Origin of the sequence: Nonomuraea sp. NPDC050310, assembly GCF_040655795.1 — a bacterium.
Taxonomy (GTDB): domain Bacteria; phylum Actinomycetota; class Actinomycetes; order Streptosporangiales; family Streptosporangiaceae; genus Nonomuraea.
In genome coordinates, this window is record NZ_JBFAKP010000010.1 from 150,537 (window position 1) to 172,197 (window position 21,661).

Here is a 21,661-nt window from a genome sequence, read left to right on the forward strand (position 1 = left end):
GTGAGTTTGGGGCCGGGCGTGGAGCTGTGCGTGGGTTTGGGTCCGGGCGGGGGCCTGTGCATCGGATTGGGGCTGGGTGCGGGCGGGGGTGGCGGTGGGGGGTGGGGGGTTGGGCATGTCAGATCTGCACCTTGTCCTTGAGCTCGGCGTACGTTCGGGGGCCGATGCCGCTGACCTCGCGGAGTTGGTCGACTGACTGGAAGCCGCCGTGGGTGTCGCGGAAGGTGATGATGCGCTGGGCCAGGACCTCGCCTACTCCGGGGAGTTGTTCGAGTTGGTCGGGGGTGGCGGTGTTGATGTTCACGAGGGCGGTCGTTGCGGGGGCGGCTGCGGGGGGCGGGGTGTTGGGGGCGGCGGGGGTGCCTATGGCTATTTGTTCGCCGTCGGTCAGGCGGCGGGCGAGGTTGACGGTGCTGGTGTCGGCGCCTGGGCGGGGGCCGCCGGCGGATTGGAGAGCGTCGGTTACTCGGGAGCCTGCGGGGAGGGTGTAGACGCCTGGGCGGCGGACCTTGCCGGTTACGTGGACGATCAGTTCTGCGGTGGGGGTGGGGGAGGTGCGGGGGTGTTGTTGCTGGGTGGAGGGGGCTGGGTTGGGGGTGGGGACGGGAAGGGGCTCGGGGTGGGGTTGGGCGCGCCACAGCCAGAAGGCGGCGATGGCTGCGGCTACCACGCCTAGGAGGATGAGGGCTCGGGTTTGGGGGCGGGCTGGGGCTAGTTGGGTGGCCACCGTCGCGCGGAAGGCCTCGAAGGTAGGGGGCAGGTTGGGGGGCTCCAAGGTTGGGGGGTTTGGGGCGGGGTGGGGGTGCCCCGCGGCGGGGGGTGGGGGCGGCGAGGAGGGCTGCTGTTGGTAGGGGTTGAGTCTGGGCGGCTTGCTGGTCTGGGGGTGGGTGATGGGGTAGCCGAAGGTGAGGTAGTCGTCGTAGGCGGGTGAAGGTGAGGTGGGTGGCTTGGCAGTGGGGGATGGCGGGGGGCGGTCCGCCGTGGGTGGGTCGGCGTTGGGCGGCCTCGCCGGGGTGGGGGCAGGGGCGGGTCCGGCGGCGGTGGTGGTGGGGATGGCCGTGGCGGCGGTAGGGGGTGGCGGGGCGGGAGCGGGGATGGGCGTGACGGGTATGGGGGTGCCCTGAGTGGGGGTGTCCGGCGTGGGGGTGTCCGGCGTGGGGGTGGGCGTGGTGGGGCGCCGAGGCAGCCCCGTGGTGACGATCGCGTGGAGCCGCTTCTCGGCGATCAGGCGGTCCTGCTCGTCGGCGCGCACTCAGGGAGGTTAGGTGGGGCGACGGACCGGCTCGCGGGGCCGAGTGTGGTTCTGGGGATAACCGGGTGGGGAGGCTCGGGTGTGGATAAGGGGATGCGGCAGGCCGGTGCAGGCGCCAGTAGGTCCGAGGCGACAAGGTTCCGCGCTTGGCAAGCACCGGGCAGCAAGGCGCCAGAGCGGCGTCGCGGCAGCTTAGGGGTGCGTGGTGCAACGCAAGGCGCGGGCGCGCGGGAGCGCAGGGCGCAAAGGAGCGAAGGAGCGAAGGAGCGAAGGAGCCGGGGCAGTCTAGAAGCGCAGGATGAACTCGGGGTCGATCCGCAGACGGGCCCTTAAGCGGAGATGGTGACGCCGAGCATGCCGGGGCCGACGTGGGCGCCGACGACGGTGCCGACCTCGACGAGGCGGATGGTGGCGTCGGGGAGGCGGTCGGTGAGGTGGGTGGTGAGGGTGGCGGCCCGCTCCGGGGAGGCGAGGTGTTGGACGGCGACGTCCAGGGCGCCCAGGTCGGCGGCGGCCTTGGTGGCCAGTTCCTCCAGGCGGAGGAGGGCCCGGCCGGGGGTGCGGACCTTTTCCAACAGGGCGATACGGCCGGCGGTCACCTCCAGCAAAGGTTTGATCATCAGGGCGGAGCCGACGAGGGAGGCGGCGGCGCCGATACGGCCGCTGCGGCGCAGGTGGTCGAGGGTGTCGACGTAGAAGAAGGTACGGGTGGAGGTGACGCAGCGGCGGGCGGCGGCGACGACGGAGGGGAGGTCGCCGCCGGCTTGGGCGATACGGGCGGCGGCCAGGACGGGGTAGCCCAGGCCCATGGCGATGGAGCGGCTGTCGACGACCTCGACCGGGATGGGGGCCGTCCCTGCGGCGGCGGTGGCGGCGGCAGCCGTACCGGAGAGTTCGCCGGACAGGTGGATGGAGGCGACCGCGGTGAAGCCGGCGGCGGCGAGTCGGGCGTAGGTGTCGGCGAAGAGCTGGGGTGGGGGCTGGGAGGTCTTGGCCCGGCTCAGGGCGCTACGGCTGAGGTCGACGGTGCCCTCGGGGTGGGCGGCGCCGTCCACGATCACCTGCAAGGGGACGATGGTGACGCCCGCCTCAGCGGGGAGGTAAGCGGTCGAATCCGTGACGACAGCAACCGTAGGTGGCATACATCACTATTGCATGGACGGCTCGTGGCACTGGACCCCGGCGTCGGCGGCCTCTCTTTGCAGGGTCGCCTGCTGCGGTCCCGGGTCCAAAGGTACTGCGGCCGGGCTTCGACTTAAGGCCGGCACACCAAGCGAAGCCTGGGACATCAAGCGAAGCCTGGGACACCAGGCGAAGGCATGGGCTACTGCACCGGGGTGCCGCCGCGCCAGACGCGCTTGGGCTTGAGGCCGTAGGACCAGGCGAAGGCGCCCTCGTGGTCGGCGTCCCACTGGACGATGTCGGCCAGCCGCCCAGGAGCCAGGATGCCGCGGTCAGGGGCGCCGAGGACGGTGGCACCGCCCAGGGTGGCGGCCCGGAGGGCGTCGCCGACGCTCATGCCGAACATGGCCACGGCCAGCGAGATGACCAGCGGCATCGAGGTGATGCCGCAGTGGCCGGGGTTGTGGTCGCTGCCGAGGGCGACGGTGACTCCGGCCTTGAGCATGCGCTTGACCGGCGGCACGCTGCCACGCTGCATCGCGGTGGCCGGGCAGATGACCGCGGGCACGCCGTACCGGGACATGATCGCGATGTCCTCGTCGGAGGTGAAGTGCAGCAGGTCGGCCGAGGCACAGCCGAGCTCGGCGGCGAGCTGGACGGCGCCACGGCGGCTGAAGACCCCGGCGTGGATACGGGGAAGGAGCCCGACGTTGCGGCCGGAGGCCAGCACCCAGCGGGACTCCTCGGTGGTGAAGTGGCCGTCGTCGCAGTAGACGTCGACGGAGTCGGCTCCCGCCGCGGCGGCGTCGGCGCACCAGGCGCCCACGGCCTCGACGTAGTCACGCTGGCGGCCGAAGTACTCAGGGGGCACCACGTGCGCGGCCAGGAAGGTCACGTGCACGCGGGGCATCATCGGCTCCTTCTCCAGCTCGCGCAGGAGCCGCACGTCGGCGAGCTCGCCGTCGCGGGTGAGGTGGTAGCCGGTCTTGGCCTCGACGGTGGTGGTGCCGCTCTGCAGCCAGGAGCGCAGCCGCTCGCGCACGCCGTTGCAGAGCGTCCAGGGGTCGGTGCCACGGGTGACGGTGACGGTGGAGCCCACGCCGCCGCCGGCCGCGGTGATGGCCGAGGCGCTGGAGCCGCCGGACCGCATGGCCATCTCGGCGTAGCGGTTGCCGGCGTAGACGGGGTGGGTGTGCGCGTCGATGAGGCCGGGGGTGACCAGCGCACCGCCCAGGTTCTCGACGTGGTCGACATCGACGATGTCGTCGACGACGCCGGGCACGTGCTGGGGCAGGTCGGCGGCACGGCCGACCCAGGCGATGCGATCGTTGTGGACCAGGATCGCCGCGTTGCTGAGCACGTCGTGCCCAGTCCACAAGCGGCCGATGTTGGTCAGGAGCCGTACGGTCACCGCATCACCGCCTCACCCAGAGTGCAGGCACGCACGGACCACGAAGACAGCACTGAGCTAACGGCTGGCGCCGCGCCCACTGAGTCCGCTCCGGGTCCGGACGACATGGGGTCTCCTGCTCTCACCCGCGCAAGATTGTGCGGTGACCGATCGCCGGACTCATGATCCGGCGATTTCAGTTCAGTTACGTTATTTCACAGGTGCGCTTGCTGTACAGGGTTATTCGGAAGAAAGCCCAATCATCCCTGGGACCCCCGCAGGTGACTTGACTCACAGCAGCCAGCATCCGAAACCCGCGCCATAGTAGGGGAAAGCTGGGCTTATCTTAACACCCTGCCAGCCCCTGTCTATTTTCACCTATGAAATCCGGATAAATCCGGAATCAGACATGTTCGACCGGTTTGCCAACCTTCTCCAGCTCGTGGAACAGGCTCGACAACACCCTGGCGTGCAGCACCGTGCCGTCGGCCGTGTGGTCGACGGAGAGCACCTCGCCCTCCTTGTGCGCCCGGGAGATCAGGTCCCCCCGGTCGTACGGCACCAGCAACTGCACCTCGTGGTCGAGGCGCGGCAGCCGCTCCTCGATCAGCGCCATGAGCTCCTCGATGCCCGCCCCCGTGCGCGCCGAGACGACGATGCTGTCGCCGTTGAAGCGCCGGGTGAGGCGGTCGACGGTGTCCTGGTCGGCCGCGTCCGCCTTGTTCACCACGATGATCTCGGGCACGTCGAGCGCGCCCTCGATGTCGGCGAAGACCTCGCGGACCGCGGCGATCTGCCCCTCGGGATCGGGGTGTGAGCCGTCCACGACGTGCAGGATGAGGTCGGCCTCGGCCACCTCCTCCAGCGTGGAGCGGAACGCCTCGACGAGCTGGTGCGGCAGGTGCCGCACGAAGCCCACCGTGTCGGCGAGGGTGAACAGCCGGCCCTCCGGCGTGCGCGCCTTGCGCACGGTCGGGTCGAGGGTGGCGAACAACGCGTCCTCCACCAGCACGCCCGCGCCGGTCAGCCGGTTGAGCAGGGAGGACTTGCCGGCGTTGGTGTACCCGGCGATCGCGACCGCCGGCACCTCGCGGGAGGCGCGGTGCGAGCGCATGGTCTCGCGCGCCACCGACATGCCGGAGATCTGCCTGCGCAGCTTGGCCATCCGCTCGCGGATGCGCCGCCGGTCAAGCTCGATCTTGGTCTCACCGGGGCCGCGGCCGCCGATGCCGACACCGCCGGCGGCACGGCCGCCGACCTGCCGGGAGAGGTTGCCGCCCCAGCCTCGCAGGCGCGGCAGCAGGTACTGGAGCTGCGCCAGCTCGACCTGGGCCTTGCCCTCGCGGCTCTTGGCGTGCTGCGCGAAGATGTCGAGGATCAGCGCGGTCCGGTCGATGACCTTGACCTTGACGATCTCCTCCAGTTCGCGGAGCTGGGCAGGGGTGAGCTCGCCGTCGCAGATCACGGTGTCCGCGCCGGTGGACTCGACGATGTCTCGCAGCTCCAGCGCCTTGCCGGAGCCGATGTAGGTGGCGGGGTCGGGCTTCTGCCGCCGCTGGATCAGGCCGTCGAGGACCTCGGATCCGGCGGTCTCGGCCAGGAGCTTGAGCTCCAGGAGGGAGTTGTCGGCGTCGTTCGCCGTGCCGGACGTCCAGACCCCCACCAGGACGACGCGCTCGAGCCGAAGCTGGCGGTACTCGACCTCGGTGACGTCCTGCAGCTCGGTCGACAGACCGGCCACCCGGCGGAGCGCGTGGCGCTCTTCGAGGTCAAACTGAATTTCTTCGTGCATTCCTGTCATCTCTAATAGGGAACGTCTGGACACCCGGGTCTCTTCCCCGAGGGTGCCCTCCCAAAGATGGTGACACGCGCCCCCGACAGGATTCATCTCCTTATCAGCGCCCACACCGGCGCGCCGGCCGTCAGGAGGTCTCGAGGACCTGCGCGTTTCCCGCGTTCGTGGTCAGCGTGATCTTGCGCGGTGAGGCCGGGTCGTCCGGCACCTCGACCTTCCTGTCCCCCACACCCGTGCTCGCCTCGACGTCGTAGCTCCCCTTGGGCACGTACACGGTCACGTCCCCGACCCCGGTCTTCGCCCGCACCTGGTCCGGCTCGCCGGCGAAGGAGACCTCGACCTCCCCCGCGTCCGTCTCGGCCTCGAACCGCTTGGCCAGCACCCCGTCCGCGTCGATGTTCCCGGCGCGCGTGCTCACGTCCGCGGCGCCGGAGACCGCGCGCAGCGTCACGTTCCCGGCGTCGGTGGCCAGTTGGAGGGCCATGCCCTTGGGCACCTCGATCCGGTAGTCGACGCCGCAGTCACCGAAGGTGTCCGGGCAGTTGTAGTTCAGGCTCAGCCCGCCGCCGCCGACCTCGTGCGCCGTCCGGGGCTTGCCCGAGCGCCAGTGGAGCGTCTCGGTGACCCGGATGCCGGTCCGGTCGCTCTCGTTGACCACGATGTCGCCCGCGCCGCTGTCGACCGTGAGCTTGGCCACCTTGTCGGTGACGTCGTAGGAGACCTGCTCCTGGTTGCGCGACCCGACCAGGTCGCCGATCCCGCACCCGGTGAGCAGCACACCGGCGGCCAGCGCCCCGGCGATCGCGAACGTCTTCTTCATGACGTCCATCCTGCTGAGGTACGGCAGGCCTCACATCGGGGAACGACCCCGAGCGGCGCTAGGGGGACCCCCGGCCTTTGACCCATGGAATCCCATGAAGTAGCTTCGCTTCCATCATTCAGAAGTCGTTTTCCACGGAATGGAAAGAGGGCGGCGCATGGAGATCACCGGCCCCATGCTGGGCAGGTTCGACGAGGTCCTGACGCCGGAGGCGCTGGAGTTCGTCGGGACGTTGCAGCGCGAGTTCGGCGCCCGGCGCCTGGAGCTCCTGGAGGCCCGGCGGGCCCGGCAGGCGGAGCTGTCGGCGGGCGGCACCCTCGCCTTCCTGCCCGAGACCGCCCACGTCCGCGACGGCGAGTGGCAGGTCGCGCCGCCCGCGCCGGGCCTGGAGGACCGGCGCGTCGAGATCACCGGCCCGGTGGACCGCAAGATGACCATCAACGCCCTCAACTCCGGCGCGAAGGTCTGGCTGGCCGACTTCGAGGACGCCAACTCCCCGCTCTGGGAGAACTGCGTGCTCGGCCAGCTCAACCTGCGCGAGGCGCTCGACCGCACCATCGACTTCGAGACCGGCGGCAAGTCCTACGCGCTCAAGCCCGACGCCGAGCTGGCCACCATCGTGGTCCGGCCGCGCGGCTGGCATCTGCCCGAGAAGCACGCCGTGGTGGACGGGGCCGAGATCTCGGCCTCCCTGTTCGACTTCGGGCTGTACTTCTTCCACTGCGCCCAGCGCCAGCTCGACAAGGGCCGCGGGCCGTACTTCTACCTGCCGAAGATGGAGTCGCACCTGGAGGCGCGGCTCTGGAACGACGTCTTCAACCGGGCCCAGGACCTGCTCGGCATCCCGCGCGGCACGATCCGGGCCACCGTCCTGATCGAGACCTACCCGGCCGCCTTCGAGATGGAGGAGATCCTCTACGAGCTGCGCGAGCACTCCGCCGGGCTCAACGCCGGCCGCTGGGACTACCTGTTCAGCGTGATCAAGAAGTTCCGTACCCGCGGCCGGGAGTTCCTGCTGCCCGAGCGCAACGCCGTCACCATGACCGCGCCGTTCATGCGCGCCTACACCGAGCTGCTCGTGCGCACCTGTCACAAGCGCGGCGCGCACGCCATCGGCGGCATGGCCGCGTTCATCCCGAGCCGCAAGGACCCCGAGGTCAACGCGGTCGCGCTGGAGAAGGTGCGGGCCGACAAGACCCGCGAGTCCGGCGACGGCTTCGACGGCTCCTGGGTGGCCCACCCCGACCTGGTGCCGATCTGCCGGGAGGTCTTCGACGGCGTGCTCGGCGGCGCGCCCAACCAGCTCGGCAACAAGCGCGAGGACGTCCGCGTCACCGCCGAGGACCTGCTCAACGTCTCGGCCACGCCGGGCGGGATCACCGAGAACGGCCTGCGCGGCAACGTGGACGTGGCGCTGCGCTACCTGGCCGCCTGGATGGGCGGGCTGGGCGCGGTGGCCATCCACAACCTGATGGAGGACGCGGCGACCGCCGAGATCTCCCGCTCGCAGATCTGGCAGTGGATCCACAACGGCATCGAGCTCGGCGACACCGGCCAGGTGGTGACCAAGGAACTGGTCGAGCAGATCATCGCCGAGGAGCTGGCGAAGATCGCCGAGGAGCCGGGCTACGACAAGGAGCTGTTCGCGCAGGCGGAGGCGTTGTTCAAGGAGGTCGCGCTGGACGACCGGTTCGCGGAGTTCCTGACCCTCCCGGCCTACGCCCGCATGCCATGATATTTCCGGACCGACGGGAGGGGTGACGTGCGCGACCTGTCCGCCTTCACCGCCCGGTTGCGGGAGTTCCTCCCGCCCGAGGCGGTGATCACCGATCCGGTACGGCTGCGCACCTACGAGTGCGACGGCCTGACCTACCACCGCGTCACCCCGGGCGTGGTGGTCCTCCCGGAGTCCGCCGAGCAGATCGCCGCCGTCGTCAGGCTCTGCAACGAGTACGGCACGCCGTTCGTGGCGCGCGGCTCGGGCACGGGCCTGTCCGGCGGCGCGCTGCCGCGCAGCGACGGCGTGCTGATCGTGACCTCGCGGATGCGCCGGATCCTGGAGATCGACCTGCCCAACCGCCGCGCGGTGGTCGAGCCCGGCGTCACCAACCTGGCGATCACCGAGGCGGTGCGGGCCGACGGTTACTACTACGCCCCCGACCCCTCCAGCCAGCAGGTCTGCTCGATCGGCGGCAACGTGGCGGAGAACTCCGGCGGCGCCCACTGCCTGAAGTACGGCTTCACCGTCAACCACGTCCTGGCCTGCGAGCTGGTCACCCCGGACGGCGACCTGGTCACGCTCGACCGGATGGATCCCGGTTTCGACCTGCTGGGCGCTTTCATCGGCTCGGAAGGCACCCTGGGCATCGCCACCAAGATCACCGTACGGCTGAGCCGTACCCCCGAGTCGGTGATCACCGTGCTGGCCGCCTACGCCGACCTGGAACAGGGCGGCCGGGCGGTCTCGGCGATCATCGCGGCCGGGATCGTGCCCGCGGCGATCGAGATGATGGACGCCCTGGCCATCGAGGCCGCCGAGGCCGCGGTCGCGTGCGAGTACCCGCGGGGCGCGGGCGCCGTGCTGATCGTCGAGCTCGACGGCCCGGCCGAGGAGGTGCGGCGGCAGTTCGAGCAGCTCCAGGAGATCTGTTCCGGCGCCTTCGAGCTGCGGGTGGCGGCCGACGCGCTGGAGCGGGCGGCGATCTGGAAGGGCCGCAAGTCCGCCTTCGCCGCGGTGGGCCGGATCAGCCCGGCCTACATCGTGCAGGACGGCGTGGTCCCGCGCACCTCGCTGCCGAGCGTGCTGGCCGGCATCGACGAGCTGTCCGCGCGGCACGGGATCGCCGTGGCCAACGTCTTCCACGCCGGCGACGGCAACCTGCACCCGCTGGTCCTGTTCGACGACGCCGAGGAGGGCGCGGGCGAGCGGGCCGAGACCGTCTCGGGCGCCATCCTCGACCTGTGCCTGGCGCACGGCGGCTCCATCACCGGCGAGCACGGCGTGGGCGTCGACAAGGCGCGCTACATGCCGAAGATGTTCACGCCCGACGACCTGGACACCATGCAGCTCGTGCGCTGCGCCTTCGATCCGCGCGGCCTGGCCAACCCGGGCAAGGTCTTCCCCACCCCGCGGCTGTGCGGCGAGGTGCCGGGCGTGCGCAAGGGCGTGCACCCGCTGGTCGAGTCGGGGAGGGCCGAGCAGTTCTGAGCATCGACGGGGTCACCGTACGCGCGGCGGGGCCGGACGACGTGGTCGCGGGCGTGCCCGCGACGTGGGTGGCGCTGCCGGAGAGCACCGAGGAGCTCGCCGCGGTGCTGCGGGCCTGCGCCGAGCGCGGGCTGGCGGCGGTCCCGGTCGGCGGCGGCACCAAGCTCGACTGGGGCGGCCCGCCCGAGCGCTGCGACGTGCTGCTCGACCTGTGCTGCCTCGACCGCGTCCTGGAGCACGCCGCCGGCGACCTGGTCGTGCGCGTGCAGGCCGGGCTCACCCTCGACCGGCTGGCCGCCGCGCTCGCCGCCGCGGGCCAGGAGCTCGCGCTCGACCTGCCGCTGCCGGGCGCGACCGTCGGCGGGACGCTGGCCACCGGCCTGGCCGGGCCGCGCGCGCTGCGCTACGGCACGCCGCGCGACCTGCTGATCGGGATCACCGTGGTGCTGGCCGACGGCACGATCGCCCGCTCGGGCGGCAAGGTGGTCAAGAACGTCGCCGGCTACGACCTCGGCAAGCTCTTCACCGGCTCCTACGGCACGCTCGGCGTCATCGCCGAGGCGACCTTCCGGCTGCACCCGCGGCCGCAGGACCGCCGCTGGCTGGTGACGCGGCGCGACCCGCGCGAGGTCTTCCCGGTGCTGGCCGCGCATCAGGCCGAGCCGAGCGCGATCACTCTCGACTGGCCGGAGGGGACGGTGACCGTCCTGGTCGAGGGCGCCGCAGCCGAGGCCAGGGCGCAGGCGCTCCGCCTGGAGGTGGGCGGCGACCTGCTCGCCGGGGAGCCGGCCGGCTGGGCCGGGCTGGACGAGCCGGTGACCGAGGTCAGGACCCTGCCCACCGGCCTGCCCGCGCTCCTGGACGCGCTGGGCGAGGCCAGGACGCGGCTGTGGCTGGCCGACCACCTGGTGGCCTACACCGCCGCCGGGCCCGATCGCCTGCACGGCGACGGGCGTCGCGTGCGCGTGCTCGGTCAGCCGCAGGCCGCGCCCAACCCCCTGCTCCAGCGGGTCAAGGAGCGGTTCGACCCCGGTCGCGTGCTGGCGCCCGGGCGCCTTCTCGGAGGGTTCTGAATGGATCCGGAGCTGATCGGCGACTGCGTGCACTGCGGCTTCTGCCTGCCGGCGTGCCCGACGTACGTGCTGTGGGGCGAGGAGATGGACTCCCCCAGAGGCCGCATCCACCTGATGGCCCAGCACGTCGAGGGCACCCCGCTCACCCCCGAGATGGCCGGGCACTTCGACGCCTGCCTCGGCTGCATGGCCTGCGTCACCGCCTGCCCCTCCGGCGTGCGGTACGACCGGCTGATCGAGCAGACGCGGGCCGAGGTCGAGCGCGTGCACGTGCGCGACCCGCAGGAGCGCGCGATCCGCGGGCTGGTCTTCAGCCTCTTCCCCTACCCGCGCCGGCTGCGGCTGCTGCGGCTGCCGATGCGGCTGACCGGCCCGTTGCGCGGCTTCCTGGAGCGGGTGCACCCGAGCCTGGGCGCGATGGCCGCCCTCGCCCCCGAACCCGGCCCGCGCTCTCGGCTGCCCCGGCTGGTCAAGGCCCGCGGCCCGCGCCGGGCGAGCGTGGGCATGCTGCTCGGCTGCGTGCAGCGCGAGTTCTTCCCGCAGGTCAACGCGGCCACCGCCCGGGTGCTGGCGATGGAGGGCTGCGACGTGGTCATCCCGCCCGGGCAGGGCTGCTGCGGCGCGCTCAGCGTGCACTCCGGCCGCGAGGACCAGGCGGTACGGCTGGCCAAACGCACGATCCGCACCTTCGAGCGCGCCGGGGTCGACACCGTCGTGGTGAACGCCGCCGGCTGCGGCTCATCGATGAAGGAGTACGCCGACCTGCTCAAGGCCGAGCCGGAGTGGGCCCGCCGCGCCTCCCGGATCAGGACCGTCGACCTGGCCGAGTGGCTGGCCGAGCTGGGCCCGGTCGCGCCGCGCCACCCGCTGCCGCTGACCGTCGCCTACCACGACGCCTGCCACCTGGCCCACGCCCAGGGCATCCGCCGCCAGCCCCGCGACCTGCTGGCGGCCATCCCCGGCCTGACCCTGCGCGAGCTGCCCGAGCCGGAGATCTGCTGCGGCTCGGCCGGCACCTACAACATCTTCCAGCCGCGGGCGGCGGCCGAACTGGGCGACCGCAAGGCCGCCGGGCTGGCCGGGATCGAGGCCGACCTGCTGGTGTCGGCCAATCCCGGGTGCACGCTGCAGATCGCCTCGGCCATGCGGCGGCGGGGCGGGCGGGTGCGGGTCGCGCACACCGCGCAGGTGCTGGACGCGTCGCTCCGGGGGGTGGGGTTGTGAGCGTGCAGAGCGTGGAGCGCGCCTTCGACGTGCTGGAGGCGCTGGCGGCGCACGGGGGCGAGGCGGGGCTGTCGGAGCTGGCCGCGCGCACCGGCCTGCCGTACGGGACGATCCACCGGTTGCTGCAGACGCTGCTGGCCCGGGGGTACGTGCGTCAGGAGGCGGACCGGCGGTACGCGCTGGGCGGGGCGCTGGTCCGGCTCGGCGGGGTGGCCGAGCGGATGGTCGGCGAGTGGGCCCGGCCGTATCTGGCGCGGATGGTGGAGCTGTCCGGCGAGACGGCCAACCTGGCGGTGCTGGAGGGCGACTTCATCGTCTACGTGGCCCAGTCGAGCTCGCCGCGGCGGCTGCGGATGTTCGCCGAGGTGGGCAAGCGGCTGCTGCCGCACAGCACGGCGGTGGGCAAGGTGCTGCTGGCCGACCGGCCGGAGGCGGAGGCCGTGGCGTTGTTCGAACGCACCGGGATGCCGCGCAAGACCGCCAACACCATCACCACGACCGAGGCCATGCTGGGCGAGCTGGCGCGGGTGCGGCACCAGGGGTACGCGCTCGACCTGGGCGAGGAGGAGCTGGGCGTGCACTGCCTGGCCGTGCCGGTGCACGACGGGGAGCGGGTGGTGGCCGCGATGTCGGTCTCCGGCCCGGCCGAGCGCATCGACGCCCTCGACCGCGAGGAGCTCGCGGAGGGCATGCGGAAGATCGCCTACGCCTTCGGGACGGAGCTCAACCCGCTGCGGGCCTGACGCGGCTACGCTGTTGCGCCATGAGCAACAGCTCCGTGCAGTCGGTCGACCGGGCCATCGCGATCCTGGAGATCCTCGCCCGCGAGGGCGCCACCCGCGTCACCGACCTGGCCGCCGAGCTCGACGTGCACAAGTCCACCGCCTTCCGGCTGCTGGCCGCGCTGGAGCAGGGCGGCCTGGTCGAGCAGAGCGGCGAGCGCGGCCGCTACCGGCTGGGCTTCGGCGTCGTCCGGCTGGCCGGCGCGGCCAGCGCGCAGCTCGACCTGTCCCGCGAGAGCCGCGAGGTCTGCCGCCGGCTGGCCGAGGCGGTCGGCGAGACGGTCAACCTGGCGGTGCCGCAGGACGGCCACGCGGTCAACATCAGCCAGGTGCGCGGCCCGGCGGCGATCAGCGGCCACAACTGGGTCGGCCAGCGTACGCCCGCCCACGCCACCTCCAGCGGCAAGGTGCTGCTGGCCTTCGGGGCGCTTCCGCTCGCGCCGGTGCTGGAGCGCTACACCGCCGCGACCGTCACCGATCCGGACGCGCTCGGCCTCGACGAGATCCGCCGCCGCGGCTGGGCGGCCACGGTGGAGGAGCTGGAGGTGGGGCTGAACGCGGTCGCGGCGCCGGTCAGAGGCGCCGACGGCTCGGTCGTGGCCGCGGTGAGCGCCTCCGGGCCGTCCTACCGGCTGACCACCGAGCGGCTCGCGGAGGTGGCGGCGGCGCTCGTCGAGGGCGCGGGTGAGATCAGCCAGCGGATCGGCTATTACCGTTGAGACATGTGTAGAAGCATCAAGACGCTGCGCCCGCCGTACACCGAGGAAGTCACCGAGGAGGACGTGCGCGCGGCCGCCCTGCAGTACGTCAGGAAGATCTCCGGCTTCCGCGCGCCGGCCAAGCACAACGCCGAGGCCTTCGACCGCGCGGTCGCCGAGATCACCCGCGCGTCGGAGGAACTGCTCAGCTCCCTGCAGATCGGGCGTTGACAACCGCCCCGATGCGGTGAAGCGTCCCTCCTGAGGAGGGACGCCAATGATCAGCGGGCTCTATCGCGGCCGGAACGGTGACTCCGAGGTCGAGCTGAGGGTGGATCTCGACGGCCCGAGGGCGACCGGGCGGGTGAGCGGGGACCTGTTCGCGCGCGCCGGGGAGACGCTGTCCTACGTCGGCTCGTTCGTCGTGCACGCGCCCGAGCGGCGCGGGGCGGTGGTGGGCGGCACGGGCGCGTTCACCTACCCGGTGACCGGCAGGGACGTCGAGCTGGGCGAGACCGAGCTGCTGCTGGACGGGGTGCGGTACCCGCTGGAGTTCGCCTCGCCGTACTTCCGGCGGGTGCTGCTGGAGATCGACTCCGTGGTCGGGGCCGTGCCCTTCGTCGCCTACGACACCGGCTCGCTGCCCGGGCCGCCGGGCGATCCCCGGGTGCTCGGCGTGACCGAGGCCTACGCCGAGGCCGGCGTCGAGCTGGTGACCGGTCCGCCGGGCGTGATCCCGGTGGACGGCTCCGGCGCCGACCTGGCCTGGGACGACGCCGAGCTGCACCATGCGATGACGCAGGCGTTCACCGCCTTCGGCGACGGCGCGGCCTGGCGGGTGTGGCTGCTGGTGGCCAGCAAGCACGTGGGCGGCTACCGCGGCATCATGTTCGACTACAACGACGCCTGCCAGCGCCAGGGCGCGGCGGTCTTCCACGACGCGATCAAGGGCGACAGCCCGCAGGCGCAACGCGCGCAGCTCCGCACCTACGTGCACGAGCTGGGGCACGCCTTCAACCTACTGCACTCCTGGCAGAAGAACCTGGCCACGCCGCCCCAGCCGCTCGGCCCCGACGGCGGCTTCGGCGACCTGTCGTGGATGAACTACGTCCAGAACTACCGGCCCGGCGGCGAGCGCGGCTACTGGGCGGCCTTCCCCTTCCAGTTCACCGACACCGAGCTCATCCACCTGCGGCACGGCTTCTACCGCGACGTGGCGATGGGCGCGAACGCCTTCGGCAGCGGCGCGGCCGAGATCCAGCCCTTCGAGCAGCCGGTCGAGGACCACTCGGGGCTGCGGCTGGAGGTCAGGGCCAAGGAGTGGTTCGGCTTCGGCGAGCCCGTGGTCGTCGAGCTGAAGCTGGCCACCGCCGGCGAGCCCCGGCACACGCACAGCCACCTGCACCCCGACACCGAGTTCACCCAGGTCTCGATCACCCAGCCGTCCGGGCGGACCGTGCTCTACCGGCCGATGATGCGGCACTGCGTGGACCACTCGCTCGACGTGCGGCTCGACGCCGGCAACCCGGCCATGTACCGCAGCGCCTACATCGGGCACGGGCGCGACGGGCACTACTTCCAGCAGCCGGGCGAGTACCGCGTCCGCGCGCAGTACATCGCCGCCGACGGCTCGCGCATCGTCTCGCCGACCTGCCTGGTGCGGGTGCGTTACCCGGTCGCCGATGCCGACCACAAGGTGGCCGAGCTCATGCTCGGCGAGGAGCAGGGCAAGCTCTTCTCCCTGCTCGGCTCCGACTCCCCCACCCTCAGCTCCGGCAACGCGGCTCTCGACGAGGTCATCGACCGGTACGGCGGGCATCCCCTGGCCACCTACGCGCGCCTGGTGAAGGGGCTCAACGCCGAGCGGGAGTTCAAGCACCTGGAGGGCAGCCGGCTGCAGATCCGCCCGCCGGACGCGCAGGAGAGCATCACCCAGCTCGGCTCGGTGGTCCGCGAGGGCCGCGTCGACAACATCACCCTCAACCTGGCGATGCGCCGCCTGGCCAGGGCCGAGGCACGCAAGGGCGACCTCGACCGGGCCTACGCCGTCCTGGACGACATGGTGGACACCTTCGCCGGAAAGCACCTCAACGCGGTCGTGCTACGGCAGATCCGGCGGCAGGCGGAGCTCACCAAGGCGGCGCTGAGCGCGGAGAGCTAGCCGGTCACCAGCGCGGGCCGGTCGCCGGAGCAGGCCACGCGCACCTCGACGTCCTCGCGGTCGTCGCCGTCGAACTCCACCCGGGCGACCGGCGCCGGACCAGGGTCGGCCTCGTCGATGGAGTAGCCCTGCGCGGGACTCCACGACCTCAGGATGACCTGGCCGGCCTCGCAGACGGCCACGACGGTGCCGCCGGGCGAGGTCAGTGCGGTCGCCTCGCCGGTCACGGCCGGGCGCGGCGAGGATGGACTGAGCGACGGGCGCGGCGAGGCGGGGCTGAGCGCCGGGCGCGGGGAGGCCGACGCCGAGGCGAGGGCCGCGCGCACCTCGTCCTGGCTCATCACGTGCCCGTGGGTGCCGAGCAGCCCGCCGAACAGGCCGAGCACCGCGACCGCCGCGGCGGTCGCCGCCACCACGATCGCGCCCCAGGCCAGCACCAGACGGGTCATCTCCCCCACTCTTCCGCATCTCGGGCTAAGGCCAGGTTAAGCCGACGATAAGCCGGCATGGACCACGCTCCGCCAGCGGTTACGGTAGCCCTCTATGGCGGACATCCTGCTGATCGAAGACGATGCGACGATTCGCACCGCGCTCACCCGCGGGCTGCGCGAGTTCGGGCACGCCGTCGCCTCCTCGCCGACCGCGCTCGACGGACTCCGCCAGGCCCTGGACGACCGGCCCGACCTGATCGTGCTCGATCTCGGCCTGCCCGACCTCGACGGCCGCGAGCTGCTGCGCATGATCCGCGCGGTCTCCAAGGTGCCGGTCATCGTCGCCACCGCGCGCGACGGGGACGCGGAGATGGTGCCGGTGCTCGACTCCGGCGCCGACGACTACGTGGTCAAGCCCTACAGCGCCGCGCAGCTCGACGCCCGCATCAGGGCCGTGCTCAGGCGCGGCGGGGAGGGGCGGGGGGCCGAGCCGTACCGGGTGGGCGGGCTGACGGTGGATCCGCGCGCCCGGGTGGCGACGCTGGACGGGCGCGAGCTGGATCTGACGCCGCGCGAGTTCGACGTGCTGTGCCATCTGGCGGCGCGGCCGGGCGAGGTGGTCACCCGGCGCGAGCTGCTCACCGAGGTCTGGCAGGTCCCGTACGGCGGCGCGGACAAGACGGTCGACGTGCACCTGTCGTGGTTGCGCCGCAAGCTGGGCGAGAGCGCCGCGAGCCCGCGCTACCTGCACACCGTGCGCGGTGTCGGGGTGAAGCTGGCCGAGCCGTCATGAGGCGCTGGCTGGCCCTGCTGGTGGCGGCGACCACCTCGCTGGTGCTGATCGCGTTGCTGGTGCCGATGGCGCTGCTCATCCGGGTGGCGGCCGAGAACGCGGCGATGAACCGCGCCACGGCCGCCGCCGAGGCCGTGGCGCTCTCGCCCGATCCCGAGTTGTCCGCGCAGCGCGCCTCGTTGCCGGTGACCGTCTACCACCGCCCTGCGCAGGCCGAATCCGCCGCGGTACGGCTGGCCGCGACCGGCCGCAGCGTGACGGCCGAGGCCGACGACGGGCGTGAGGTGCTGACCTCGGTCCAGTCGAGCGAGGGCACGGTCGTCATCTGCGTCTTCGTCAGCGAGGCCGAGCTGCGCAAGGGCGTCTCGCAGTCGTGGCTCGCCCTGCTCGTGCTGGGGCTGGGCCTGGTCGTGCTCGGCATCGGCCTGGCCGACCGGCTGGCCCGGCGGCTGACCGCGCCCATCCACGAGCTGGCCGGCGTCTCCCACCGGCTGGCGCGCGGCGACCTGGAGGCCAGGGCCGCGCCGGGCGGCCCGCCCGAGGTGGCCAGCGTGGCGCTGGCCCTCAACCATCTGGCCGGCCGGATCGGCGACCTGCTGGCCGCCGAGCGTGAGTCGGTCGCCGACCTGTCGCACCGGTTGCGCACCCCGCTGACCGGGCTGCGGCTGGACGCCGAGGCGTTGCGCGACCCGGCCGAGGCGGCGCGGCTGGCCGCCCGGGTGGACGACCTCGAACGCGCGGTGAGCGCGGTCATCACCGACGCCCGCCACCGCACCGCCGCCTCCGCCTCGTGCGACGCCGCCGAGGTGGTGGGCGAGCGGGTGCGGTTCTGGTCGGTGCTGGCCGAGGACCAGGAGCGGGCGGTGACGGTGACGCTGCCCGAGCGGCCGGTGCACGTGGCCGTCGGCCGCGAGGAGCTGGCCGCGGCGGTCGACGCCCTGCTCGGCAACGTCTTCGCGCACACGCCCGAGGGCACCGCCTTCGCCGTGGGGCTGTCGGACGAGGGCACGCTGACAGTGACCGACGAGGGACCCGGCTTCGACCCCGCCCTGCTGGAGCGCGGCACCAGCGGCACCGGCTCGACCGGCCTCGGGCTGGACATCGTGCGGCGCACCGCCGAGTCCTCCGGCGGCTCGATGCGGCTGACCGGACACGGCGTCGAGGTCCGGCTCGGACGTTAACCGCGGCTTAGCGCGCCTTTAGGGCGGATCGCGGTGCACTGGGATCATGCAGAAGACAACGAAGATCATCGTAGTGAGCGTTGCCGCCATGGCCGTCGTCGCCGGGGGCAGTGCCGCCTTCGCCGCCTCCCAGGAGGCGCCCGCGATCACCAAGGAGCGCGCGGTCCAGATCGCCCAGGCCCAGGTGCCGGGGGCGACGCTCACCGACGCCGAGCACGATGGCAGGGTCTGGGAGGTCGAGCTGCGCAAGGACACCGTCGAGCACGACTTCGACATCGACGACCAGAACGGCAAGGTCCTCAAGCACGACACCGAGACCGACACCGAGACCGACACCGAGACGGATGCCCAGGACGACGCCGACGACGCTCAGGACGACGCCGACGACGCTCAGGATGACGACTGAGGGCTTGCTTCTATCCCGAAGTGGAGTTAACCTACAACTGTAGTTAGAGGTTAGCTTCACTACGAGAAGGAGACCGGCGATGCTGCTCACCTCCGTAGACCCGTTCTTCCAGGAGTTCGAGCGCCAGTTCAACCGCCTCACCCGGCAGACCGCCGAGCAGGGCCCGATCATGCCGATGGACGGGTTGCGCCGCGAGGACGACGTGGTCCTGCGGTTCGATCTGCCCGGCATCGACCCCGGCTCGATCGAGGTGACCGTCGACCGCGGCGTCCTCAGCGTCAGCGCCCGCCGCGAGGAGGAGATCGGCCAGGACGAGCGGGTGTTCGTCCGCGAGCGCCCGATGGGTACCTTCACCCGGCGCGTCTACCTGTCCGAGCACCTCGACAGCGACGGCATCGAGGCCGGCTACCACAACGGCGTGCTGTCCGTCCGCATCCCCGTGGTCGAGCGCGCCAAGCCGCGCAAGGTCGAGATCCGGCAGGGCGAGAACAAGGCCATCCGGGCCTGACGAGAGATCCAGCAGAGGGACGAGCCCGGCGGGCTCGTCCCTCTCGTCGTGAGGAGGCCGCATGGCTCGACTGCCGTTCGACGACGAGCACGCCCCGCTGTACTCGCTGGGGCAGGTCGCCGAGATGCTCCAGGTGCAGCAGGCCTACCTGCGCCGCCTCGACCAGCACGAGGTGGTCTCGCCCGGCCGCTCCCCCGGCGGCCAGCGCCGCTACTCCCGGCGCGACATCCTCGCCGTGCAGCACGTCACCCGGATGGCCGACGAGGGCATGACGCTCAACGCCATCCGGCGCATCCTCGAACTGGAGGCGGAGGTCACCCGGCTCCGCGCCGAGCTCAGGATCGCCCGCGAACGGCTGGCCGGGAACGAGCCTGGAACCGGCCGGGCGGGTGCGGGTGAGTAGAGGGTGACGGGCGCGGACGCGCCCATGAGAGGACCCTCCGATGCAACGACCCCTTCCGTGGTGAGCCAGGCCGTGCCGGCGGGCAGGCCGGCGGGCGCCACCGCCTCGGTGCCGCCGGCGCACGCCGACGCCCGGCTCATCGAGCAGTCGCTGGCCGAGCCCGAACGGTTCGCCGGGCTGTTCGACCGCTACGCCGAGGAGATCCACCGGTACGCCGCCCGCCGCCTCGGCCCGGAGAACGTCTCGGCCGCCGACGACGTCACGGCCGAGACCTTCCTGGCCGCCTTCCGCAAGCGGGGGCGCTACGACCTGGCCCGCCCCGACGCCCGGCCCTGGCTGTACGGCATCGCCGCCAACCTCATCGGCAAGCACCGCCGCACCGAACTGCGCCGGCTCCGCGCGCTGGCCCGGCTGGCCGAGCCGGTGCACGAGCCCTTCGAGCAGCGCAGCCACGACCGGGTCGACGCCGAGGTGCTGCGGCCCGCGCTGGCCGCCGCGCTCGCCGCGCTCAGCCGGTCGGAGCGCGAGCTGTTCCTCCTGGTCGCCTGGGCCGAGCTCTCCTACGAGCAGGCCGCGCAGGCGCTCGGCATCCCGCTGGGGACCGTGCGGTCCCGCCTGTCCCGCACCCGTGCCAAGATCCGCCGTGTCCTGGAGGCCGCCCGATGAACGAGATCGACCTTTACCGCGACGAGCGGCCGGATGCCGCGCCGTACGACCCGGGCACCAAGGCCATGGCCCGGGATCGGCTGGCCGCGGCGGGGCGCGGGCGGACGGCTCGGCGGCGCGGGCCGTACCTGATGGTCGCGGCGGGCGGGCTCGCCCTGGCGGCGGCGGTCACGGTGGTCCAGGCGCTGCCCGCCACCCCGCCGCCCCCGCCGGCCCAGTCGGCCCAGCCGGCCCAGTCGGCCCGAGCGGCCCGGACGACCGAGCCGGCCCTGACGCTGATGTCGGCGGCCGAGGTCCTCGACCGCGCCGCGCAGGCGGTGGACGAGGAGCTGACCCCCCGCGACGACCAGTACGTCGTGGTGCGCTCGCAGACCATGTACGGCTCCTACGCGCTGGGCAAGAAGGAGGAGCGCTGGCTCTACCGTTCCAAGCGCACCATCTGGCTCAGGGCCCGCCAGCCCGAGCAAGGACCGTACGGCGTGCTGCGCATCGAGATGCTGGAGCCACGCGCGTTCCCCGGCTGGCCGATCCCCCGCAAGGCCTTCGCCGAGGCGGCGGCCGGGCCGGAGCTGCGCGCGCTGGTCGACTGCGACGGCGGCACGATCCCCGAGCGGCTGCGCACCGACTACGTCTCGCTCAAGCGCCTGCCGGCCGACGCCGAGGGCATGCGCGCCCACCTCTACGCGCAGGAGGGCGAGCCGGACGACGCCGACCGCGCCGCCTTCCAGCGCGCCGGCGGCCTGCTGCGCGAGACCTACCTGCCGCCCGCCCAGCGCAAGGCCCTCTACCAGGCGGTCGCCACCATCCCCGGGGTGAGCGTCACCGGGACGGCCGAGGACGCGGCCGGGCGCACCGGCGTGAGCGTCGGGCGCGAGTACGGCGGGCAGCGCGACGAGCTCATCTTCGACCGCGAGAGCTTCGCCCTGCTCGGCGAGCGCAGCGTGGTGACCGACGCGGGCCGGGCGGGCGCGCCGGAGGGCAGCCTGCTGGCCTCGACCGCCCAGCTCGAGGTGTCGGTCTCCGACACCGCCCCCGAGCCGGACGAGCCGCCCTGCGGGGCCAAGGGCTAGCAGGTCTCCAGGCCGCGCTCCAGAGCCTTCTTCTCGGCCTCGGTCACCCACAGGTCGTACTTGGCCTTCACGTCGATCTGGCGGGTGACGTACTCGCACCAGTACGACCGGCGCGGCGGCATCCAGGTCGCCGCGTCGGAGTCGCTCTTCTGGTTGTTCAGCGGCCCGTCCACCGCCAGCAGGTTGAGCGGGTCGTTGGCGAACTGCTTGCGCTTGTCGGCCGACCACCGCTGGGCGCCCTTCTGCCAGGCGTCCGACAGCGGGATCAGGTGGTCGATCTGCACGGCCATGCTGGTGTCGTTGCCGCGCCGGAACTTGATGGTCTTGCCGCCGTAGGGGTCCTTCAGGACGCCGGTGAGCACGATGCAGTCGTGCGTCCCGGACTTGAAGGTCTCGTCGGTCAGGTCGCGCTTGAGGATGTCGTTGCGGGTGTCGCAGCCGTTGCGGTCGACGTCGGCCCAGGCGGGGCCGAACTCGTCACGGTCGAAGCCGGTCTTGGGCGCGCGGCCCTTGACGGCGAGCTTGTCCAGCTTCTTGCGCGCCTCGCCGGGCTTGCCGGTGCTGACCGGGTCCTTCTGGGGCTGACGGTCGATGGCCGCCTCCAGGCCGCCGCACCCGCTCAGCGCCGCGAGGCCGATCATGCCCGCCATGCCTGCCACTGCCCACCGCATGCGCACG

General features: G+C 72.5%; 22 protein-coding genes. 15 read left to right on the plus strand and 7 right to left on the minus strand.

Annotation, left to right across the window (positions count from 1 at the left end):
* Positions 1 to 118 precede the first annotated feature (118 nt).
* The 5 genes from AB0I67_RS23810 to AB0I67_RS23830 form a co-directional block, all read right to left on the minus strand.
* A complete protein-coding gene (locus tag AB0I67_RS23810) occupies positions 119 to 1,252 on the minus strand; it encodes a ComEA family DNA-binding protein (RefSeq protein WP_357927359.1) in 1,134 nt (377 codons plus the stop codon).
* Between the two features lie 329 nt (positions 1,253 to 1,581).
* Entirely contained in the window at positions 1,582 to 2,394 is an 813-nt protein-coding gene (locus AB0I67_RS23815; protein ID WP_357927361.1) for a DegV family protein, read from the minus strand.
* 182 nt (positions 2,395 to 2,576) lie between these two features.
* Positions 2,577 to 3,785 carry an imidazolonepropionase gene (gene hutI, locus AB0I67_RS23820; protein WP_357927363.1) on the minus strand — a complete coding sequence of 403 codons (1,209 nt, stop codon included), beginning with the start codon at positions 3,783 to 3,785 and terminating at the stop codon, positions 2,577 to 2,579.
* A 382-nt stretch (positions 3,786 to 4,167) separates the two neighbouring features.
* On the minus strand, positions 4,168 to 5,556 hold the full coding sequence (gene hflX / locus AB0I67_RS23825; protein ID WP_357927365.1) for a GTPase HflX: 1,389 nt from the start codon (positions 5,554 to 5,556) through the stop codon (positions 4,168 to 4,170).
* Between the two features lie 130 nt (positions 5,557 to 5,686).
* Complete coding sequence (locus tag AB0I67_RS23830; RefSeq protein WP_357927366.1) at positions 5,687 to 6,379, minus strand: DUF4097 family beta strand repeat-containing protein; 693 nt, start codon at positions 6,377 to 6,379, stop codon at positions 5,687 to 5,689.
* Between the two features lie 157 nt (positions 6,380 to 6,536).
* On the opposite strand from AB0I67_RS23830, the gene aceB reads away from it, so the two are divergent.
* From aceB to AB0I67_RS23870, 8 genes are read left to right on the plus strand one after another with little or no spacing between them, the layout of a single operon-like run.
* Positions 6,537 to 8,114: a malate synthase A gene (gene aceB / locus AB0I67_RS23835; protein WP_357927367.1), complete on the plus strand. Its 1,578-nt coding sequence runs from the start codon at positions 6,537 to 6,539 to the stop codon at positions 8,112 to 8,114.
* Between the two features lie 27 nt (positions 8,115 to 8,141).
* Entirely contained in the window at positions 8,142 to 9,587 is a 1,446-nt protein-coding gene (locus tag AB0I67_RS23840; RefSeq protein WP_357927369.1) for an FAD-linked oxidase C-terminal domain-containing protein, read from the plus strand.
* Positions 9,588 to 9,640: 53 nt separating this feature from the next.
* The gene (locus tag AB0I67_RS23845; RefSeq protein ID WP_357927370.1) at positions 9,641 to 10,660 is read left to right on the plus strand and encodes an FAD-binding oxidoreductase; all 1,020 of its coding nucleotides are present in this window, start codon (positions 9,641 to 9,643) and stop codon (positions 10,658 to 10,660) included.
* A complete protein-coding gene (locus AB0I67_RS23850; protein WP_357927372.1) occupies positions 10,661 to 11,884 on the plus strand; it encodes a heterodisulfide reductase-related iron-sulfur binding cluster in 1,224 nt (407 codons plus the stop codon).
* A complete protein-coding gene (locus tag AB0I67_RS23855; RefSeq protein ID WP_357927374.1) occupies positions 11,881 to 12,627 on the plus strand; it encodes an IclR family transcriptional regulator in 747 nt (248 codons plus the stop codon). The genes AB0I67_RS23850 and AB0I67_RS23855 overlap by 4 nt, the downstream gene beginning before the upstream one ends.
* A gap of 20 nt (positions 12,628 to 12,647) precedes the next feature.
* A complete protein-coding gene (locus AB0I67_RS23860; RefSeq protein ID WP_357927376.1) occupies positions 12,648 to 13,385 on the plus strand; it encodes an IclR family transcriptional regulator in 738 nt (245 codons plus the stop codon).
* 3 nt (positions 13,386 to 13,388) lie between these two features.
* Positions 13,389 to 13,595: a DUF2277 domain-containing protein gene (locus AB0I67_RS23865; protein WP_357927378.1), complete on the plus strand. Its 207-nt coding sequence runs from the start codon at positions 13,389 to 13,391 to the stop codon at positions 13,593 to 13,595.
* A gap of 46 nt (positions 13,596 to 13,641) precedes the next feature.
* Positions 13,642 to 15,525: a hypothetical protein gene (locus AB0I67_RS23870; RefSeq protein ID WP_357927380.1), complete on the plus strand. Its 1,884-nt coding sequence runs from the start codon at positions 13,642 to 13,644 to the stop codon at positions 15,523 to 15,525.
* Here the strand turns inward: AB0I67_RS23870 and AB0I67_RS23875 are convergent.
* The gene (locus tag AB0I67_RS23875) at positions 15,522 to 15,974 is read right to left on the minus strand and encodes a hypothetical protein (protein WP_357927382.1); all 453 of its coding nucleotides are present in this window, start codon (positions 15,972 to 15,974) and stop codon (positions 15,522 to 15,524) included. The genes AB0I67_RS23870 and AB0I67_RS23875 overlap by 4 nt on opposite strands.
* A gap of 94 nt (positions 15,975 to 16,068) precedes the next feature.
* On the opposite strand from AB0I67_RS23875, the gene AB0I67_RS23880 reads away from it, so the two are divergent.
* The 7 genes from AB0I67_RS23880 to AB0I67_RS23910 all read left to right on the plus strand — a co-directional run bounded on the left by AB0I67_RS23880 (position 16,069) and on the right by AB0I67_RS23910 (position 20,983).
* Positions 16,069 to 16,749 (plus strand): response regulator transcription factor, encoded by a 681-nt coding sequence (locus tag AB0I67_RS23880; RefSeq protein ID WP_357927384.1) that lies wholly within the window; start codon positions 16,069 to 16,071, stop codon positions 16,747 to 16,749.
* A complete protein-coding gene (locus AB0I67_RS23885; RefSeq protein WP_357927386.1) occupies positions 16,746 to 17,930 on the plus strand; it encodes a HAMP domain-containing sensor histidine kinase in 1,185 nt (394 codons plus the stop codon). The genes AB0I67_RS23880 and AB0I67_RS23885 overlap by 4 nt, the downstream gene beginning before the upstream one ends.
* A 46-nt stretch (positions 17,931 to 17,976) precedes the next feature.
* A complete protein-coding gene (locus tag AB0I67_RS23890) occupies positions 17,977 to 18,336 on the plus strand; it encodes a PepSY domain-containing protein (protein WP_357927388.1) in 360 nt (119 codons plus the stop codon).
* Between the two features lie 79 nt (positions 18,337 to 18,415).
* Complete coding sequence (locus AB0I67_RS23895) at positions 18,416 to 18,844, plus strand: Hsp20/alpha crystallin family protein (protein WP_357927390.1); 429 nt, start codon at positions 18,416 to 18,418, stop codon at positions 18,842 to 18,844.
* Between the two features lie 61 nt (positions 18,845 to 18,905).
* Entirely contained in the window at positions 18,906 to 19,247 is a 342-nt protein-coding gene (locus AB0I67_RS23900) for a MerR family transcriptional regulator (RefSeq protein ID WP_357927392.1), read from the plus strand.
* Positions 19,248 to 19,304: 57 nt separating this feature from the next.
* On the plus strand, positions 19,305 to 19,913 hold the full coding sequence (locus AB0I67_RS23905; RefSeq protein WP_357927394.1) for an RNA polymerase sigma factor: 609 nt from the start codon (positions 19,305 to 19,307) through the stop codon (positions 19,911 to 19,913).
* Positions 19,910 to 20,983: a CU044_5270 family protein gene (locus tag AB0I67_RS23910; protein WP_357927396.1), complete on the plus strand. Its 1,074-nt coding sequence runs from the start codon at positions 19,910 to 19,912 to the stop codon at positions 20,981 to 20,983. The genes AB0I67_RS23905 and AB0I67_RS23910 overlap by 4 nt, the downstream gene beginning before the upstream one ends.
* Here AB0I67_RS23910 and AB0I67_RS23915 read toward each other — a convergent pair.
* Positions 20,980 to 21,654 (minus strand): HNH endonuclease family protein, encoded by a 675-nt coding sequence (locus tag AB0I67_RS23915; protein WP_357927398.1) that lies wholly within the window; start codon positions 21,652 to 21,654, stop codon positions 20,980 to 20,982. The genes AB0I67_RS23910 and AB0I67_RS23915 overlap by 4 nt on opposite strands.
* Positions 21,655 to 21,661 lie beyond the last annotated feature (7 nt).

Excerpts from the sequence above, each read along its gene's own strand:
- aceB (WP_357927367.1), top strand. The coding sequence starts at position 6,537 with ATGGAGATCACCGGCCCCATGCTGGGCAGGTTCGACGAGGTCCTGACG.
- AB0I67_RS23915 (WP_357927398.1), bottom strand. The coding sequence starts at position 21,654 with ATGCGGTGGGCAGTGGCAGGCATGGCGGGCATGATCGGCCTCGCGGCG.
- AB0I67_RS23830 (WP_357927366.1), bottom strand. The coding sequence starts at position 6,379 with ATGAAGAAGACGTTCGCGATCGCCGGGGCGCTGGCCGCCGGTGTGCTG.
- AB0I67_RS23885 (WP_357927386.1), top strand. The coding sequence starts at position 16,746 with ATGAGGCGCTGGCTGGCCCTGCTGGTGGCGGCGACCACCTCGCTGGTG.
- AB0I67_RS23865 (WP_357927378.1), top strand. The coding sequence starts at position 13,389 with ATGTGTAGAAGCATCAAGACGCTGCGCCCGCCGTACACCGAGGAAGTC.
- AB0I67_RS23895 (WP_357927390.1), top strand. The coding sequence starts at position 18,416 with ATGCTGCTCACCTCCGTAGACCCGTTCTTCCAGGAGTTCGAGCGCCAG.
- AB0I67_RS23875 (WP_357927382.1), bottom strand. The coding sequence starts at position 15,974 with ATGACCCGTCTGGTGCTGGCCTGGGGCGCGATCGTGGTGGCGGCGACC.
- AB0I67_RS23900 (WP_357927392.1), top strand. The coding sequence starts at position 18,906 with ATGGCTCGACTGCCGTTCGACGACGAGCACGCCCCGCTGTACTCGCTG.
- AB0I67_RS23890 (WP_357927388.1), top strand. The coding sequence starts at position 17,977 with ATGCAGAAGACAACGAAGATCATCGTAGTGAGCGTTGCCGCCATGGCC.
- AB0I67_RS23815 (WP_357927361.1), bottom strand. The coding sequence starts at position 2,394 with ATGCCACCTACGGTTGCTGTCGTCACGGATTCGACCGCTTACCTCCCC.
- AB0I67_RS23860 (WP_357927376.1), top strand. The coding sequence starts at position 12,648 with ATGAGCAACAGCTCCGTGCAGTCGGTCGACCGGGCCATCGCGATCCTG.
- AB0I67_RS23850 (WP_357927372.1), top strand. The coding sequence starts at position 10,661 with ATGGATCCGGAGCTGATCGGCGACTGCGTGCACTGCGGCTTCTGCCTG.
- AB0I67_RS23870 (WP_357927380.1), top strand. The coding sequence starts at position 13,642 with ATGATCAGCGGGCTCTATCGCGGCCGGAACGGTGACTCCGAGGTCGAG.
- AB0I67_RS23910 (WP_357927396.1), top strand. The coding sequence starts at position 19,910 with ATGAACGAGATCGACCTTTACCGCGACGAGCGGCCGGATGCCGCGCCG.
- hflX (WP_357927365.1), bottom strand. The coding sequence starts at position 5,556 with ATGCACGAAGAAATTCAGTTTGACCTCGAAGAGCGCCACGCGCTCCGC.
- AB0I67_RS23880 (WP_357927384.1), top strand. The coding sequence starts at position 16,069 with ATGGCGGACATCCTGCTGATCGAAGACGATGCGACGATTCGCACCGCG.